The sequence below is a fragment of the Bordetella bronchiseptica genome (genome assembly GCF_900636925.1).
Lineage (GTDB): Bacteria > Pseudomonadota > Gammaproteobacteria > Burkholderiales > Burkholderiaceae_B > Bordetella > Bordetella pertussis.
Map to the genome: position 1 here is coordinate 1,894,121 of NZ_LR134326.1, position 15,525 is coordinate 1,909,645.

16 protein-coding genes are annotated in these 15,525 nt (G+C 70.0%); 12 read left to right on the top strand and 4 right to left on the bottom strand.

Features of this window, described 5'->3' with window-relative positions:
* Positions 1-66: 66 nt before the first annotated feature.
* Genes EL288_RS08820 through EL288_RS08860 form a run of 9 tightly spaced genes read left to right on the top strand, consistent with a single transcriptional unit; the run spans position 67 to position 8,529 of the window.
* Positions 67-330 (top strand): membrane protein, encoded by a 264-nt coding sequence (locus EL288_RS08820; RefSeq protein ID WP_003812728.1) that lies wholly within the window; start codon positions 67-69, stop codon positions 328-330.
* Positions 327-1,643 carry a hypothetical protein gene (locus EL288_RS08825; protein ID WP_003812725.1) on the top strand — a complete coding sequence of 439 codons (1,317 nt, stop codon included), beginning with the start codon at positions 327-329 and terminating at the stop codon, positions 1,641-1,643. Before EL288_RS08820 ends, EL288_RS08825 begins: the two co-directional genes overlap by 4 nt.
* Positions 1,640-2,263 (top strand): hypothetical protein, encoded by a 624-nt coding sequence (locus EL288_RS08830; RefSeq protein WP_003812722.1) that lies wholly within the window; start codon positions 1,640-1,642, stop codon positions 2,261-2,263. The genes EL288_RS08825 and EL288_RS08830 overlap by 4 nt, the downstream gene beginning before the upstream one ends.
* Complete coding sequence (locus EL288_RS08835) at positions 2,260-2,928, top strand: hypothetical protein (protein ID WP_033458868.1); 669 nt, start codon at positions 2,260-2,262, stop codon at positions 2,926-2,928. Before EL288_RS08830 ends, EL288_RS08835 begins: the two co-directional genes overlap by 4 nt.
* A complete protein-coding gene (cpaB, locus tag EL288_RS08840; RefSeq protein WP_003812719.1) occupies positions 2,925-3,758 on the top strand; it encodes a Flp pilus assembly protein CpaB in 834 nt (277 codons plus the stop codon). The genes EL288_RS08835 and cpaB overlap by 4 nt, the downstream gene beginning before the upstream one ends.
* Positions 3,755-5,167: a type II and III secretion system protein family protein gene (locus tag EL288_RS08845; protein ID WP_033458866.1), complete on the top strand. Its 1,413-nt coding sequence runs from the start codon at positions 3,755-3,757 to the stop codon at positions 5,165-5,167. Before cpaB ends, EL288_RS08845 begins: the two co-directional genes overlap by 4 nt.
* Entirely contained in the window at positions 5,164-6,780 is a 1,617-nt protein-coding gene (locus EL288_RS08850) for an ATPase, T2SS/T4P/T4SS family (RefSeq protein ID WP_010928271.1), read from the top strand. The genes EL288_RS08845 and EL288_RS08850 overlap by 4 nt, the downstream gene beginning before the upstream one ends.
* Positions 6,777-7,622: a type II secretion system F family protein gene (locus EL288_RS08855; protein WP_003812713.1), complete on the top strand. Its 846-nt coding sequence runs from the start codon at positions 6,777-6,779 to the stop codon at positions 7,620-7,622. The genes EL288_RS08850 and EL288_RS08855 overlap by 4 nt, the downstream gene beginning before the upstream one ends.
* 10 nt (positions 7,623-7,632) lie before the next feature.
* Entirely contained in the window at positions 7,633-8,529 is an 897-nt protein-coding gene (locus EL288_RS08860; protein WP_003812711.1) for a type II secretion system F family protein, read from the top strand.
* 221 nt (positions 8,530-8,750) lie between these two features.
* On the opposite strand, the gene EL288_RS24435 is transcribed toward EL288_RS08860, so the two are convergent.
* Complete coding sequence (locus EL288_RS24435) at positions 8,751-9,551, bottom strand: BPSS1780 family membrane protein (protein WP_003812709.1); 801 nt, start codon at positions 9,549-9,551, stop codon at positions 8,751-8,753.
* Positions 9,552-9,594: 43 nt separating this feature from the next.
* Positions 9,595-10,581 (bottom strand): homoserine kinase, encoded by a 987-nt coding sequence (locus EL288_RS08875; protein WP_003812707.1) that lies wholly within the window; start codon positions 10,579-10,581, stop codon positions 9,595-9,597.
* 139 nt (positions 10,582-10,720) lie between these two features.
* Here EL288_RS08875 and dusA point away from each other — a divergent pair, with 139 nt between their 5' ends.
* Positions 10,721-11,734 carry a tRNA dihydrouridine(20/20a) synthase DusA gene (dusA, locus tag EL288_RS08880; protein ID WP_003812705.1) on the top strand — a complete coding sequence of 338 codons (1,014 nt, stop codon included), beginning with the start codon at positions 10,721-10,723 and terminating at the stop codon, positions 11,732-11,734.
* Between the two features lie 10 nt (positions 11,735-11,744).
* Here dusA and EL288_RS08885 read toward each other — a convergent pair whose 3' ends face one another.
* A complete protein-coding gene (locus EL288_RS08885; protein WP_003812703.1) occupies positions 11,745-12,203 on the bottom strand; it encodes a CBS domain-containing protein in 459 nt (152 codons plus the stop codon).
* A gap of 36 nt (positions 12,204-12,239) precedes the next feature.
* Positions 12,240-13,553, bottom strand: a complete 1,314-nt coding sequence (locus tag EL288_RS08890) for a YihY family inner membrane protein (RefSeq protein ID WP_003812701.1) — start codon at positions 13,551-13,553, stop codon at positions 12,240-12,242.
* Between the two features lie 17 nt (positions 13,554-13,570).
* Here EL288_RS08890 and EL288_RS08895 point away from each other — a divergent pair, with 17 nt between their 5' ends.
* Positions 13,571-13,942, top strand: coding sequence for a DUF2069 domain-containing protein (locus EL288_RS08895; protein WP_003812700.1), 372 nt, complete (start codon positions 13,571-13,573; stop codon positions 13,940-13,942).
* Positions 13,939-15,426 (top strand): protein adenylyltransferase SelO, encoded by a 1,488-nt coding sequence (locus EL288_RS08900; RefSeq protein WP_003812698.1) that lies wholly within the window; start codon positions 13,939-13,941, stop codon positions 15,424-15,426. The genes EL288_RS08895 and EL288_RS08900 overlap by 4 nt, the downstream gene beginning before the upstream one ends.
* Positions 15,427-15,525: the final 99 nt, after the last annotated feature.

Consider the following 15,525-nt stretch of genomic DNA (forward strand, 5'->3'; position numbering starts at 1 on the left):
ATGTACGAATTGTAGGCAGGCCCCGCCACGGCCACACTGAGGCCTCGTCGAACAGCAGGAGGGCCTATGTCGGTCAAGCAGCGTCAACTTGGTCAGGGCATGACCGAATACATCATCGTGGTTGCCCTGGTGGCGGTCGCCGCGATCGCCGTGTATCAGTTGTTCGGGCAGGTGGTGCGGTCCCAGACCGCGGCCATGGCGCGCGAACTGGCAGGCGAGGATGGCAGCGCGCAGGCGCGCGCCGCGCAGTCGGCGGCGGGCCGTGCAGCCTCGCAGACGCGGGCGCGTTCGCTCAAGTCGTTTACCGGCAATGCCCAGGGCGCCAAATGAGGCCGACTCGTGCGGCCGTCACGCGCCAGGCGGGCCAGGCATTGGCGCTGGGCCTGGCGCTCATGGCGCTGGCCGGCATGGCGTGGCTGGCCCTGTACGGGCTGGGTCAGCGCGCCGGCGCACGGGCGCAGTTGCTGCGGGCGACGGATGCCGCCGCCTACAGCGGGGCCGTGGTCCAGGCGCGCGCGCTGAACCTGCTGGCCTACATACATCGCGCCCAGGTCGGCCACCAGGTCGCGCTGGCGCATCTGGCATCCCTGGCTGCCTGGGCACGATTCGCGCAGACCCAGGCCGCGCGGCGCACTGCACAGAATCCGCCGGTCGCCCTGATCGGGCTGTTGTTCGGGCCTCGCGCGGCACGCGGCTACGGCGCGGCGCACGATGCGCTTGCCGGCGATCTCATGCAAGCCTATGCCGCGCACGATGAGCTTGCGCACCGCGTTCTGCAGCAGGCTGCCGATACGCTCGCGCGCGATGCGCGCGCCACGCGCGACGCGACCATGCGTGCAGTCCTGCGCGCGCACTATCCGCAAGGCGATGACGGCCTCACCCTCGAAGTGTTGCGCGATGATTGGCCGGGTTACTTGCGGCGCGTCCCAGGCACGAGCGCACGCGGGCTGCGAGGGTGGGCGCAGCGCGCGGCGGGTTACTTCGATTTTCTGCAGCCGCGCGACTTCACCCGCGAGGGAAACTGGATCGTTTCGCCGCGCTGCCCCACGCGCCGCCATGAACTGCGCCGGCGCGGCGTCACCTGGCTGGACCGCGATGGCCGCTGGGGCGCAAGCGATACGCTGTCGTTCCATGCCGTGCGCTCCAATCGCTGGATAGGCTGCTACTTTCGCGAGTACGCCATGGGCTGGGGCCTCGCGGCCGACTCCGGCGCGACGCGCGCCGGCCCGCACGTGCTGCGTGCCCCCGAGGATTTCTCGCAACAGGACTTCTGGCGCTGGGTACATCGCCATACGTCCTGGAATCTGCTTGGTGGCCGGCACAATCCATTGGCGTTGTCGTATGCCGCGTCCCGCCGTCTGTCGCCGGGCGGGCGCGGGTTGCCCGCCGTGTATGAGCCGGCGTCCTCGTCCGAGGCGGCCGTGGGCTTCGAAATACGTACGCAGCGGCGCGAGGAGGGCATCGTCCTGTCGGCGCGGGCCGCCGGGCAAAGCCATTTCTCGTTGCCGCCGGGCACGAGCGTGGCGCGTGGCCGCCCCGATGTGTTGTTCCTGCCTTATTGGCAGGCGCGCCGCGCGGCGGCCGACGCCGCTTTGCCCATGGCGGCGCGGCGTACGGTCCGCGGGCCGGAAAGCCGGCCATGAGGGGCGCGGCCTTCTCGCGCAGGCAACGGGGCCAGGCCCTGGCCGAGGCCTTGCCGTTGCTGGCCATGTTGCTGTTGGCCTGGGCTGCCGTGGCATGGTTGGGTACGTTGCGCCACCAGGCGCTGCGCTTGGGACAGCACAGCCGGGTCGCGGCGTTCATGGCGGCCGCGGCGGCGCCGTCTGCCCCGCGCACCGCTACCTTGGCGCGGCAAGCCGGCCTTGCCGGGCGCACGGCTGCCGATGGCATGCCTGCCTTGCTGGCGCGCGACTGGCTGCAGGTCGATACGCGCCTGCTGCATGCGCAAGCCGCCGAGCCCGCGGCCATGCCGGGCGGACTGCTGCGCGAAGGCGCGATTACCGCCGCCCTGAGGGGCGTCACGGTGCTTGCCATCGGCCCCGGGCACGCCTCGGACGCCAGGGCGGGCAACGACAGGCTGGCGCGGTCGGTCGCCGGCTGGCAGCTTGCGCACCGAGCGGCGGCTCCTGCCGTCGCCGCCACGCGGCGGCGCGTGCGTCCGGTCGAGGCTGCCTGGGGCCTGCGCGACGCCGGGCAGGACTGGCTGCGGACCTGGGCCGATATGGCATCGGCCGATGGCGCCGTGTTGCGGAGGCAACCTTGACGCCCGCCCATCTGGCCGCGTCGGCCTCGGCCTCGGCCTCGGCCTGGCTGCACCTGCCGCCCGGCGTGGTTGCGGCCGCGTTGGCGGGGCAGATCCAGGTGTTCGGCGTGCCGGCCGAGGTACGCGTATTTCACGCCCCGCAGGGCATCGACGCCTTGCTCGCGCATTTCGCGACGCGTCACGCCGAGCTGCGCGATCTCACCGTGCTGCCGGGTCTGGCGGTGCTGGCGGGCGGGGCAGGCGACTGCACCCATACGATCAGCCTGGCGCCGCAATCCGGCGGGGTCGAGGGCGTTGCGGCGCGGCTGTGCTGGCCGCGCGGCCTGCCGAGCCGACAGCCGTTGGCCGACGTGCTGCTGCCGCCGCATGCGCGCCTGCGCCTGGATGTTGCTACCCGTGACGGGCCAGTCTCGGTGGCGCAGCAGGTCTGGCATTGGCGTGCCGCCGGGCCGACCGAGATGGCCCGGTGGGCCGTGCGACGCGAAGCGCGCTTGCGCGCGTCCGGTTGGCGCCTGCAGGGCGCGGCTGGCCCGGCATGCCGCTGCGGCGCGCCGCAGACCTGGCTGCGCGCCGGACCGCAGGGGCGCGAGCGCCTGTCGCTGCAGCCGGCATTGCACGCCAACGGATGCGGCATGCGGCTGCTGCATATCGGCGGTGCGCCATGAGGGCGGCGCGATGGCGCCAAGGCTTGCGCGCGCTCGGCGGTTACGCCTTCGCGCTGGTCGCCGGGTCGTTGGCGGCATGGGCGGCCCGCGAACACATACAACGGCGTGTCCACGACATCGAGCAGCAAGCGCGCGTTCCCATGGTTGCCAGCCTGGTGGCTGCGCGCGATCTCGAGGCTGGCACGCCTTTGCACGACGAACTGGTCGCGGTCCGCGACATGCCCCAGGCGTGGCTGCCGGCTGGCGCCTTGCCGCCCGACGAGGCGGCCCGGCTCGATGGCGCGGTGTTGCGCGCCCCTGTGAAGGCGGGCGAGGCCTTGCAGGCAGCCTTGCTGAGCTACCCGGAACAGACGCCCGCCCTTACCGAACAGCTCGAGGCCGGGCAGGGGGCCATTACCTTGCCGCTGCAGGAGTTGCCGGGCCTGTCGGCGGCGGCGCGTCCCGGCGACCTTGTCGACCTGTATGTCTCGTTCACGCATCGGCAGCGGCAACTCACCATGCCGTTGCTTGCGGGCAGCAAAGTGTTGGCGCTGGATCCCGCCGATGCCCAAGGGGGGGCGTCCACCATCACCCTGCGGGCGTCGGCCCGGGAGGTGGCGCGCCTGGTCGCCGCGCGGCAAGAGGGCACGCTTACCGCGGTGCTGCGGCGCGCCGGCGCACCGGCCCGGGCTTTCGCAGCGCCGTCGGCCCGCGAGGCAGGCGATCTGCCGGCCCTGCTGGGCATGCCGCGCGACGCCGCGCCCCGGGCGGCAGTGCCAGTGCTCTACGGCGATCGGCTCGATGCGCCAGCCGGGGCGTTGCCCGGCGATACCGAAGCGGTCATGCCATGAGCATGAGGTCCCGGCTACCGTTGCACGCGCGAGGCTGGCTGCCATGGATGGCGGTGTTGCTGGCCGGGGGAAGCATGCTCTGGACGCCAGGCGGGCGGGCTGCGTCGCCAGCCCAGCCGGCCGTGCTGCGCATGGAGGTGGGCGAGACGCAGGTACTTGCGGCGGCTGGCGTCACCCGCGTGGCGGTCGGCAACGGCCAGGTGCTCAGCGCCACCGTGGTCGATGGCGCCGAGGTGGCGCTGTTCGCGCGCCAGCCCGGTACCTCGTCGGTGCATATCTGGTCAGGGCGGGGCGCACGCCAGGCCTATGCCGTGGAGGTGCTGCCGGCGGGCCGGCGCCGCCTGCGCGAGGAAGTGGCTGCCTTGCTGGCGCGCATACCGCGTGCGCGCAGCAGCGCGGTGGGCGCGCATATCGTCATCGAAGGCAGCCAGCTTTCCGAGGACGACCACGCGCGTATCGCCGCCCTGGCGCAGCGCTACCCGGAGGTGCTGGACTTCACCGGCCGGGTCGGCTGGGATCGCATGGTGCTGCTGGATGTACAGGTGGTGGAGCTGCCGCGCCAGAGCCTGCGTGAACTGGGTTTGCGCTGGGACGAGCCGGCCGCCGGCGGCGTGCACGCCGGCGCGGTCTGGAATGGCGGTTCGGCCGCGCTGGCGCCGCCGTCCGGGCCGCTCGCGGGCGCTGCGGCAGTGCGGCATGCAGGCGGGCTGCTGGGCGTCAATGCCTTGCTGTCGGCCCGGTTGTCGGCGCTGGCCCAGCGCGGCGAAGCCGTACTGCTGGCGCAGCCGCAACTGCTGGCCCGCAGCGGCGCGACCGCATCGTTCCAGGCGGGCGGAGAGCTGCCCTACCGGGCGACCGACAAGGAAGGCAACGGCACGACCCTGTTCAAACCGTATGGCGTGTCCTTGCAGATAACGCCGCGTATCGATGCCGATGGCGCCGTGCACGCCCGCATCGAAGTCGAGGCGAGTTCGGTCGATCCCACGCTGGCGCTGGTCGCGGGGCCGGCCTTGCGCAAGCGCCGCGCGGTAACCGAGTTCAACGTGCATTCCGGCCAGACGCTGGTGTTGGGCGGTTTCTTGTCGCGTGAACGATCGCACGAGGAAAAAGGCCTGCCGTGGCTGAGCGAGCTGCCCTTGATCGGCGCCTTGTTCGGCGCGCGCCGTGCCGCCCTGCGCGAAACCGAGCTGGCCATTTTCGTGACGCCCACCATCGTCTCTCCCTCGGATTCATTCTTGCAACGCCGCGCGCTGCTGGGGCAGATGCAGCTGGATCAGGCATTTCCCGAAGCCCCGCGGCTGGGCACGGGCGCGGCGGCCGACCAGTCCGCCGACTGGAGCCGTCCGGGGGGGGCGGGTTCGCAATGGCGCCAGCCGCCTTCGGCCGACGCACAGGAGGGCGCCCCATGAACGTTCTCGAACTGGCGCTGCATTTCGAGGATGGCGCTCGCCGACGCATGCGGCTGGCCGCGCCGGTGACCATCGGGCGCGGCGCGCAATGCGCGTTACGCATCGCCAACTGGCGAGTGGGCAGAGTGCATGCGCGCCTGTCGTGCCTGGACGGCGCCGTCGTGCTGGAGGATCTGGGCACGCTTGGCGGTACCAGCGTCAATGGCCTGCGCGTGGCCACCCATGCGCCGGTGCTGCCCGACGACGAGATCGTGATCGGCCCGTGCCTGATCCGCGTCAGCGCATGCTGCGCCGGTAGCGCGCCCTCGCCGGCGCCTGCCGCCTTGCCCGCGGGCGGCGCCTCGCGTGGCGAGGATCTCGACGCCGCCCTGCAGCAATCGCTCGTCCTGCTGCCGCACCGGCGCCGCTTGCATGCCGCGCTGCTGGAGGCGCTCGACCTGCGGCGCCGGGACGTGTCGGCCATGAGCGACCGCATGCTACGTGCACAGGCCGAGCAGCGTCTGGTCGAGCTGGTGGGCCAGGATGGGGAGCTGCCCGAGGGCATCGATCGCGCGCAGCTTTGCCGCGCGGTGCTCGACGAAGCCGTCGGGCTGGGGCCGTTGGAGCCCTTGCTGGCCGATGGCGGCATCAGTGAGATCATGGTCAACCGCCACGACGAGATCTATGTCGAGCGCGCCGGGCGCTTGCAGCGGCACGCGGCCGCATTCAGCAGCGAGCAGGCCGTGCGCTGGGTGGTGGAGCGCATCGTGGCGCCGCTGGGACGTCGCATCGACGACAGCAGCCCCATGGTCGATGCCCGCTTGCCGGACGGGTCGCGCGTCAATGCGGTGATCGCGCCCATTGCCATCCGCGGCGTGAGCCTGACCATACGCAAGTTTCCACGGCAGCGCCCCGGCATGGCCGACTTGCTGGCGGCCGGTTCGCTCAGCGAGCCTATGGCGCGGTTTCTCCTGCAATGCGTGCACGCACGCAAGAACCTGCTCGTCTCGGGTGGCACGGGCTCGGGCAAGACCACCTTGCTGAACATCCTGTCCAACGCAATCCCCGAAGGCGAACGCATCGTGACGATCGAAGACGCCGCCGAGCTGCGGCTGGACCATGCGCATCTGGTGGCGCTGGAGGCCCGTCCCGCCAATGCGGAGGGCCGGGGCCGCGTCGACATCCGCGACCTGGTGCGCAACGCCTTGCGCATGCGGCCTGATCGCATCGTGGTGGGCGAGTGCCGCGGCGCAGAGGCCTTCGACATGCTGACGGCCATGAACACCGGCCACGAGGGCTCGTTGACGACGCTGCATGCCAATACGCCGCGTGATGCCCTGGCGCGGCTGGAGGCCATGACGCTGATGGCCGGGCTGGATCTGCCGCTGCCGGTGGTGCGCGAGCATATTGCAGCCAGCATCGACATCATCGTGCAGCAGGCGCGCATGGCCGACGGGCGGCGCATCGTGACGGCGATCGTCGAGATCGCCGGCATGGAAAGCGGCCGCATCCAGACCCAGGAGCTGTTTCGCTACGATGCGCGGCACGGCTTCATCGCGGGCGATGCGCCCGTCCTGGCGGATGGCGCATGGGCGCGCGGCCCGTTCACGGGGCAGCCGGAGCCGGCGCCATGATCTGGCTGGCCATGGGCATGGCGATGGCGGCGGCGGCATGGCTGGCCTGGCGGGTACTGGCCTGGTCGGGACCCGCGGCAAGGCGCTATCGCGCCGTGTACACGCAACAGGCCGGGGCGCACTTGAGCGAAGTATTCCTGTTCGTCGACCCGGCGCAGTTGTGGGCGGCGGCGCTGGCGATGGCGGCCGCGGGCGCGGCGGCGGCCTGGGTATTTTCGGGTAGCGCCTGGCTGGCGGCGGTGGCCGCCGTGGCCTTGCTGCGCTTGCCGCACCTGCTGCTGGGCGCCGCGCGGCGACGCCGCCTGCGCCAGCTCGAGCGGCAGCTGCCGGGGGCATTGGTGGCCATGGCGTGCGCCTTGCGCGCCGGCGCCGGCATTGCCGCGGCGTTGCGCCAGCTGGTGGAGCATGGCGAGGCGCCGTTGGCCCAGGAGTTCGGGCTGCTGTTGCGCGAGCAGCGCATGGGCGTGTCGTTCGACGCGGCGCTCGCGCGCCTGGCGCGCCGCGCCTCGTTCGAGTCGATGGCGCTGGTTGCGGCGGCCTTGCGCGTGGCGGCCCACACCGGCGGCAATCTGGCCGAGACCCTGGAAGGCATTGCCCAGACGGTATCGGCCCGGCTGCAGTTGCAGGATCGCGTGCGCGCCCTGTGCGCCCAGGGACGCATGCAGGCCTGGATCGTCGGCGCCTTGCCGCCCGTCCTGATGGGCGTGCTCGGACGCCTGCAGCCCGAGGCGATGGCGGCGCTGTGGCATACGTTGTACGGGTGGGCGGCGCTGGCCCTGATCGTCGTGCTGGAAGGGACCGGCATCTGGCTGATCCGCCGCATCGTCGCCATCGACGTTTGAGGAGCCGGGCATGTGGCTGTGGTTGGCGGCGAGCGTGGCGGGCGTGGCGGCAGGCTGGGCGTGCCTCGCCCTGTTGCGCGGGTGGTGCGGCGCGGGTTGGGCGGCGGCGTGCGGGCCCGAGCCCGCCCCCGGCCCGCCGGCGTGGCGCCTGCCGCGCGCCTGGCGCTGCTGCAGGCCCTGGCTGGGGCCGTTGCTGCCATGGTGCGACCGTCTGCTGTCATGGCGCATGCGCGCCGTCATCGAGCGGGCCATCGTCAGGGCGGGCTGCGATGGCCTGGTGCGCCCGTGCGAGGTGGCGGCCTTGAGCCTGTGGATGGCCTGGCTAGGGGGCGTCGTCGCCATGACAGCCGCCAGCCTGGCCGATGGCTGGCGGGCATGGCTGCCGCTTGCCCCAGCCGCCTGCGCGGCAGGCGCCTGGCCGGCGCTGTGGCTGCGCCGCTGCGCGGCGCGGCGGCGACAGCGTATCGCGCGCGAACTGCCATTCATCCTCGACCTCATGACCTTGTGCGCCGAAGCGGGCCTCGGCATGCACGGCGCCTTGCAGCAGGCCGCCAGTCACGGGCCGCCGGGCCCGCTGCGCGAGCTGCTGGTCCAGGCCCTGTGCGATATGCGTGCCGGCATGCCGCGCCGCCAGGCCATGCAGGCGCTGGCGGCGCGGGCCGACAGTCCGCCCGTGCGGGCCTGGGTAGGGGCGCTGGCGCATGCCGACGCGCAGGGCATGAGCCTGGGGCCCATGTTGCGCGGCCTGGCCACGCGCTATCGCGCAGAACGCCATCAGCGGGCCGAACGCCTGGCCATGGAGGCGCCGGTCAAGATGCTGTTGCCGTTGATCGCGTGCATCTTCCCGTGCACGTTCATCGTGCTGGCATTCCCGATCGGGTACGCGTTGTTGCAGGGTGGCCTGTGATGCGCCTGCGCCTGCGGCTGGCGCGCGCACGCGGCTGGCGTGGACGGCTGGTCGGGTTGCTGGGCCGGCGCCGTCCTCCGGGGCCGCGCAGCGGCCTGCTGCTGGCGCCATGCCGGGCTGTCCATACCTGGGGCATGGCCTATGCCATCGACGTGGCGTTCGTCGGCCGCGACGGCCGCGTGTTGCGGCTGGTGCGCGGGCTGAGGCCCTGGCGCGGCGCGCTATGCGTGCGCGCTGTCGCTGTTGTCGAGACCCGCGTGGGCGTCATTGACCCCGAACACGGAGGTATAGGCAGGGTAGAAGCTGCAATACAGCACGCCGCCCGCGATGATGGTGACGGGAACCTGCAAGGTGCCGGCCAGCGTGTCGGGCACGCCCATGCCGATCAGCAGGCCGATGCACAGGTCGATGAACAGGAACACCAGGATCCAGACCACGCCGTACACCAGGAACGGCCATTTGTTGCGCCAGCAGGCAATACCCGAGAAGAACAGCGCCTGCAACAGCCGCAGGCCGTGCCAGCCCACCAGCACGGGAGCATGCCAGAACACGGCGGCGATGATCACGTAAAGCGCGGTGAACACCAGCAGCGGCGCGCGCATGGCCGTCATGATGGGCGCGAGGTTGTTGGCCGAGGCCATGCGGACGCCTTCGGCCAGCGAACTGGAAAACGGCAGGAACGCCAGCAGGCCGGCGGCCAGGCATAGCCCGACGTACAGCATGCCCATGAGGAACAGTTTCTTGAATACGCCGGGCTTTTTCAGCGGCTGCAACCACATCGAGGGCAGCATGACGCGGCCGGCTTCGACGTGCTTGCAGGCCGACAAGGTCATCAGCGTGATGCTGGGCATCAGCGCCACGAACAGCAGGGGGCCCACCAGTGGCGTGTAGGTGGCGAACAGCAGCAACAGGCTGATCGCCATCGCCCAGGTGAACATGGCCAGCGGTTGTTTCATGAACAGGCGCAGGCCGTCACGCACCCATTGCCAGCCGGAAATCGCAGGTAGAGATACTGCTTGCATAGGTTTCGCTACGAATGGACGGGGACAGAACACTCAACCAACATTATGCGGCTGCCTCCGATTTGGGCAAGTCGGGGGCCGGATGGCGGTGGCGCGCTTGCAACACTCTTTCGAAGTGCCGCGGATCGTGCGGCTTGAGGGTCTGGGCGGGACGGGGCAGGTAGAAATCGTACAGGCGTGACAGCCAGAAGCGCAGCGCGGCGGCGCGCAGCATGACTGGCCAGGCCTGGCGTTCCGCATCCGTAAACGGGCGGACCTCGGCGTAGGCCTGCAGCCAGCCGTGTACCAGTTCGGGCACGAATTCGCCGGTGTCGCGCACGATGCACCAATCGTTGACGCTGACCGCCACGTCGAACAGCCACGTATCGCAGCCCGCGAAATAGAAATCGATGAAGCCGCCCATGAGCGGGTCGTCGAAGGTGCCGGCAAACAGCACGTTGTCGCGGAACAGATCGCAATGGGCCGGGCCGGATGGCAGCGATTGCCACAGCGCGGTGGCGGCATGGGCCTGCTGGTCCGCCAGCTCGGCCTCGAGCAGGCGCGCCTGCCCGGGCTCGAGGAACGGCAGCACCTTGGGCGCCGTGGCCTGCCACCAGGGCAGTCCGCGCAGGTTGGGCTGGCGCAGCGGGAAGTCCTGGCCGGCCAGGTGGGCGCGCGCCAGCGTGGCGCCCGCCAGGCGGCAGTGGTCCGGGCCCGGAGCGGGCTCGTAGCCGCCCGGCAGGCGGGTGACGATGGCGCAGGGCTTGCCGTGCAGGGTGGTCAGCCGCGTGCCGTCGCGCAGCGTCTGCGGCTGGGGGACGGGGATGCCGCGCGCGGCCAGGTGGTACATCAGTTCGATGTAGAACGGCAGCTGTTCCTGCGTCAGCACCTCGAACAGCGTCAGTACGTACTCGCCGCGGGTCGTATTCAGGAAGAAGTTGGTGTTTTCGATGCCGGCGGTGATGCCGCGCAGCGAAACCAGGTCTCCGAGGTCGAAGCGGGCCAGCAGGGTGCGGGCGTCCTGGTCGGAAACGGAAGTGAAAACGGCCATTGATCTGCGGGGTGAGGGGTTGGAGGGACGCTTATCGCTGCGCTGCGCGGGGATTGTAGACCACCGGACGCGTGGCCGCGGCCGGCGGCCCGGCCCGCAGGCCGTAAAATACGGCATGTTTTTGCCCTGCGAGTGATTCTTGAGCTCTCCCGACTGGCGACTGTGCGTCGCCCCGATGATAGACGTGACCGACCGCCATTGCCGCTATTTCCACCGGCTGCTGGCGCCGCGCGCGCGTCTGTACACCGAGATGATCACGACCGGCGCGCTGTTGCATGGCGATGTGGCGCGGCACCTGGATTTCGATGCCGCCGAGCATCCGGTGGCCCTGCAGCTGGGCGGCAGCGAGCCCGATGCGCTGGCGCAGGCCGCGCGGCTGGGCCGCCAGTGGGGCTACGACGAAATCAATCTGAACTGCGGCTGTCCGTCCGAACGGGTCCAGCGCGGCGCCTTCGGCGCCTGCCTGATGGCCGAGCCGGGGCTGGTCGCCGATTGCATGAAAGCCATGCAGGACGCCGTCGATATCCCGGTCACGGTCAAGCACCGGCTGGGCCTGGACTATGACGAGTCATATGGCTTCGTGCGCGATTTCGTGGGCCAGATCTACGATACCGGCTGCCGGGTGTTCGTGGTGCACGCGCGCAACGCGGTGCTCAAGGGCCTGTCCCCCAAGGACAACCGCGAGATTCCGCCGCTGCGCTACGACGTGGCGCGCCAGCTCAAGCGCGATTTTCCCGATTGCGTGATCGTGCTCAATGGCGGGCTGGCCGATGCGCAGGCCGCGCGGGCGGTGGCCGGCGAGTTTGACGGCGTGATGCTCGGTCGAGCGGCCTGGCATACGCCGCGGGTCCTGTCCGAGGTGTCCTTGCAATGGTGGCCGGCCATACGGCTGCCCAGCGACGCGCAGGTGGTCGATGCAATGATGCAATACGCCGCGACGCAGATTGCGCGCGGCGTGCCGCTGCGCGTGATGACGCGGCCCTTGCTGGGCCTGGTGAACGGGCAGGCGGGGGCGCGGCGCTGGCGCCGCCTGTTGTCGGACCCGGTGCGGCTGGCGGCCAATGACCCGTCGCTGTTGTACGAGGCATGGCGCAGCCTGCAGGGCGCGCCGCGCGAGCGCGACGCTTGCGCCGATCCGCTGCCGGCGGTCTAGCGCTGCCGTATCAGGGCTTGGACGGCGCCGACTCCATCGGCCAGTCGCGGATGTAGGCCTTCAGCATGTTGTTTTCGAATTGCTGGGCGGCCACGATGGCCTGGGCCATGTCGTAGAACGAGATCACGCCCAACAGCGTGGGGCCGTCCATCACGGGGATATAGCGCGCGTGCTTTTCCAGCATCAGACGCTGGACTTCGTCGGCGCTCGTGTTGGGCGACACGCTGACCGGCGCGTCGTCCATGATGGCGCGGATGGTGGTGTCGCCCACGTTGCCGCCATGCTGGTCGATATGGCGGATGATTTCGCGGAAGGTCAGCATGCCGGCCAGCATTCCCGATTCCATGATGACCAGCGAGCCGATATCCTGCTCGCTCATGGTCTGTACCGCCACGGACACGTGAGTATCGGGCGACGCGGTGTATAGCGTGTCACCCTTGACGCGCAGAATCTCGCTGACTTTCAACATGATGTTCCTCCCGGGGCGCTGGGCGCGCCCACTTTGCTACTTTTTGCCCGTCTCCAGCTGCAGAACCGCCGCGGCGGGGCCGATATCCGTATTTTGCGCCACCCCGGCAAGATCTGCCAGTGTCGGGTCCGGACCTTGCCCCAATACGCCGGCGGCAACCGCCGCGATTTCGGGCTCGTCGCGCAGCCGCGGTTGGCCGCGATCGAGCAGGAAACGGTCGAATACAGGTTCCAGCGTGGTCGTACGCGGGTCGCATGTCAAGACCCAGCGCTGTTCGGCGGTGCGCGCCACCAGCCCCATGTCCTCGAGCGCTTCGAGCACGGCGTTCAATTCGTCGTGGTGCAGCCGCAGGCGCTTGGCCAGCGCGTTGGCGCTGCGTCCGGCCGGCCGGCTGCCCTGCGCCGCATGCAGGACGCGCAGCACGCCCAGCGCGTCGATGAAGGGGGCGCCCGCGTGCCGGTTGATCTCCCAGCGGCCCAGCCGGATCAGCGGCGCGCTGGCGGCCACCGTTGCGCCGAACAGCACCGCCAGCCATGACAGGTAGATCCACAGCAGGAAGATGGGCAATGTCGCGAACGCGCCGTAGATGACCGTGTAGGCCGGAAAGCGCGTCAGGTAATAGGCGAAGCCGGCCTTCATCAGCTCGAGCACGATGGCGGTGCCGAAGCCGCCCACCAGCGCGTCCTTCCAGTACACGCGGCGGTTCGGGACCACCACGAACAGGGCGGCAAAGCCCAGTCCGGTCAGCACCAGCGGGATGAACGAGATCGCCACGCTGACCGCTTCGGGCACATCGCGCACCAGGCCCAGCGATTCGCGCGCCACGAACGAGGTGGCCCACAGGCTGGCGCCGGCGACCACCGGACCCAGCGTGATCACGGCCCAGTAGACCAGGGCGCGCTGCGGCAGCGGGCGCTGGCGGGTCACCTGCCAGATGTCGTTGAAGGTCTTGTCGATGGTCATGATCAACAAGAGCGAGGTGACGATCAGGAACGCGCCGCCGATGGCCGTCAGGCGCGTGGCCTGGCGGGCAAACTGGTTGAGGTAGTCCATGATGTTGTCGGAAACCGACGGAGGCATCAGGCTGTTGGCCAGGAAGTCTTCCAGCGCAACCCGGAATTCCTGGAATACGGGAAACGCCGTGAACAGCGACAGCACGACGGCCAGCATCGGCACGATGGCCAGCACGGTGGTGAACGTCAGGCTCGAGGCCACCTGCAACAGCTTCTGCTCGTCGGCGCGCTGGCCCGCGAAGCGCACGACCCGGCCCATGCGCGTGAACCATGAGGCGCGCCGTTTTTCGGGCGGGGCCGCCTGTCCGGCGGCGGCGGATTCGGCGTGAGGCTCCATCAGGCGATAATAGCAGCATGAATGCTGAACTCAACCCGACGCTGCGCCGTGGCGCGGCGGCCTGTCTGCTGGCCCTGATCGTGCTGTGCGTGGCCTGGGAAACCGTGCTGGCCCCGATCCGCCCGGGCGGGTCGTGGCTGTTCCTGAAGGCCTTGCCGCTGGCGTTTCCGCTGCGCGGCGTGCTGCGCGGCAATCTCTATACATTCCAGTGGGCGGCGATGCTGGTGCTGCTGTACCTGATGGAAGGCGTGGTGCGCGCCATGTCGGATCCCGCGCCGCTGTCGGCGGCCCTGGGCGGCGTTGAAATCGTGTTGTCCGGCGGTTTTTTCCTGTGCGCCATCCTGTATGTCAGGCCGGCCAAGCGGGCCGCCCGGAGGTCGCGCGCATGAAATGGCTACGCCTGCAGGATCTGCCTACCGACAACAGTTTCGCCGCGTTGCCGGCCGAGTTCTATACGCGCCTGCAGCCGCGCCCGCCGGCCGCGCCGCGGCTGCTGCACGCCAATGCCGAGGCGGCGGCCCTGATCGGGCTGGATCCGGCGGAGTTTTCCACCCAGGCGTTCCTCGATGTGTTTTCCGGCCATGCCCCGCTGCCGGGCGGCGATACGCTGGCGGCGGTCTACAGCGGCCACCAGTTCGGCGTATGGGCGGGCCAGCTGGGCGATGGGCGCGCCCACTTGCTGGGCGAGGTGCGCGGCCCCGCTGGCGGCTGGGAGCTGCAGCTCAAGGGCGCGGGCATGACGCCGTATTCGCGCATGGGCGATGGGCGCGCGGTATTGCGCTCGTCGGTGCGCGAGTATCTGGCCAGCGAGGCCATGCATGGCCTGGGCATTCCCACCACGCGCTCCCTGGCCCTGGTGGTGTCCGATGACCCGGTCATGCGCGAGACCGTCGAGACCGCCGCCGTGGTGACGCGCATGGCGCCCAGCTTCGTGCGGTTCGGCTCGTTCGAGCACTGGTCGGCGCGCCGCCAGCCGGAACAGCTGCGCGTGCTGGCCGATTACGTCATCGACAGGTTCTACCCCGAATGCCGCGTGGCGGGCGCGGGCCGGCTGGACGGCGAGCATGGCGAGATTCTCGGCCTGCTGGCGGCGGTCACCCGGCGCACCGCGCTCCTGATGGCCGACTGGCAGGCGGTCGGTTTCTGCCACGGCGTGATGAATACCGACAACATGTCCATTCTCGGCCTCACGCTGGACTATGGGCCGTACGGGTTCATGGACACGTTCCAGCTCGGCCACATCTGCAACCACTCCGACAGCGAGGGGCGCTACGCCTGGAATCGCCAGCCGTCGGTGGGCCTGTGGAATCTCTACAGGCTGGCCAGCAGCCTGCATACGCTGGCGCCCGATCCCGAGGCGCTGCGGGCGGTGCTCGATGGCTACGAGGCCGTGTTCACGCAGGCGTTTCACGGCCGCATGGCGGGCAAGCTGGGCTTGCCGCAATTCCTGCCCGAGGATGAAACCCTGCTCGATGACCTGCTGCAGCTGATGCACCAGCAAGGCGCCGATTTCACGCTTGCGTTTCGCCGCCTGGGCGAGGCGGTGCGCGGGCAGCGCCAGCCGTTCGAGGACCTGTTCATCGATCGGGCGGCCGCCGGCGCCTGGTACGACCGGCTGGCTGCGCGCCACGCAAGCGACGGACGAGCCGCCCAGGCGCGCGCCGCGGCCATGGACGAGGTCAATCCACTGTATGTATTGCGCAACCATTTGGCCGAGCAGGCGATACGCGCGGCAGCCAGGGGCGATGCCGGCGAGATCGATATTCTGCTCAAACTGTTGCGTAATCCCTACAAACAGCAGCCAGGGTACGACGCATACGCCGGATTGGCACCAGACTGGGCAGCTGGGCTGGAAGTCAGTTGTTCGTCCTGATTGATTCACGTCAAGAAATAAACTCGGGAAAATCCTCCCAAATATAAGTAAAATTTGTAATAATTTGCGAGTAACGCGTCGCGCTGCGCGGAATGGTTT

Excerpts from the sequence above, each read along its gene's own strand:
- EL288_RS08855 (WP_003812713.1), top strand. The coding sequence starts at position 6,777 with ATGATCTGGCTGGCCATGGGCATGGCGATGGCGGCGGCGGCATGGCTG.
- EL288_RS08830 (WP_003812722.1), top strand. The coding sequence starts at position 1,640 with ATGAGGGGCGCGGCCTTCTCGCGCAGGCAACGGGGCCAGGCCCTGGCC.
- EL288_RS24435 (WP_003812709.1), bottom strand. The coding sequence starts at position 9,551 with ATGCAAGCAGTATCTCTACCTGCGATTTCCGGCTGGCAATGGGTGCGT.
- EL288_RS08890 (WP_003812701.1), bottom strand. The coding sequence starts at position 13,553 with ATGGAGCCTCACGCCGAATCCGCCGCCGCCGGACAGGCGGCCCCGCCC.
- EL288_RS08825 (WP_003812725.1), top strand. The coding sequence starts at position 327 with ATGAGGCCGACTCGTGCGGCCGTCACGCGCCAGGCGGGCCAGGCATTG.
- EL288_RS08895 (WP_003812700.1), top strand. The coding sequence starts at position 13,571 with ATGAATGCTGAACTCAACCCGACGCTGCGCCGTGGCGCGGCGGCCTGT.
- EL288_RS08900 (WP_003812698.1), top strand. The coding sequence starts at position 13,939 with ATGAAATGGCTACGCCTGCAGGATCTGCCTACCGACAACAGTTTCGCC.
- EL288_RS08850 (WP_010928271.1), top strand. The coding sequence starts at position 5,164 with ATGAACGTTCTCGAACTGGCGCTGCATTTCGAGGATGGCGCTCGCCGA.
- EL288_RS08860 (WP_003812711.1), top strand. The coding sequence starts at position 7,633 with ATGTGGCTGTGGTTGGCGGCGAGCGTGGCGGGCGTGGCGGCAGGCTGG.
- EL288_RS08845 (WP_033458866.1), top strand. The coding sequence starts at position 3,755 with ATGAGCATGAGGTCCCGGCTACCGTTGCACGCGCGAGGCTGGCTGCCA.
- EL288_RS08885 (WP_003812703.1), bottom strand. The coding sequence starts at position 12,203 with ATGTTGAAAGTCAGCGAGATTCTGCGCGTCAAGGGTGACACGCTATAC.
- cpaB (WP_003812719.1), top strand. The coding sequence starts at position 2,925 with ATGAGGGCGGCGCGATGGCGCCAAGGCTTGCGCGCGCTCGGCGGTTAC.
- EL288_RS08820 (WP_003812728.1), top strand. The coding sequence starts at position 67 with ATGTCGGTCAAGCAGCGTCAACTTGGTCAGGGCATGACCGAATACATC.
- EL288_RS08875 (WP_003812707.1), bottom strand. The coding sequence starts at position 10,581 with ATGGCCGTTTTCACTTCCGTTTCCGACCAGGACGCCCGCACCCTGCTG.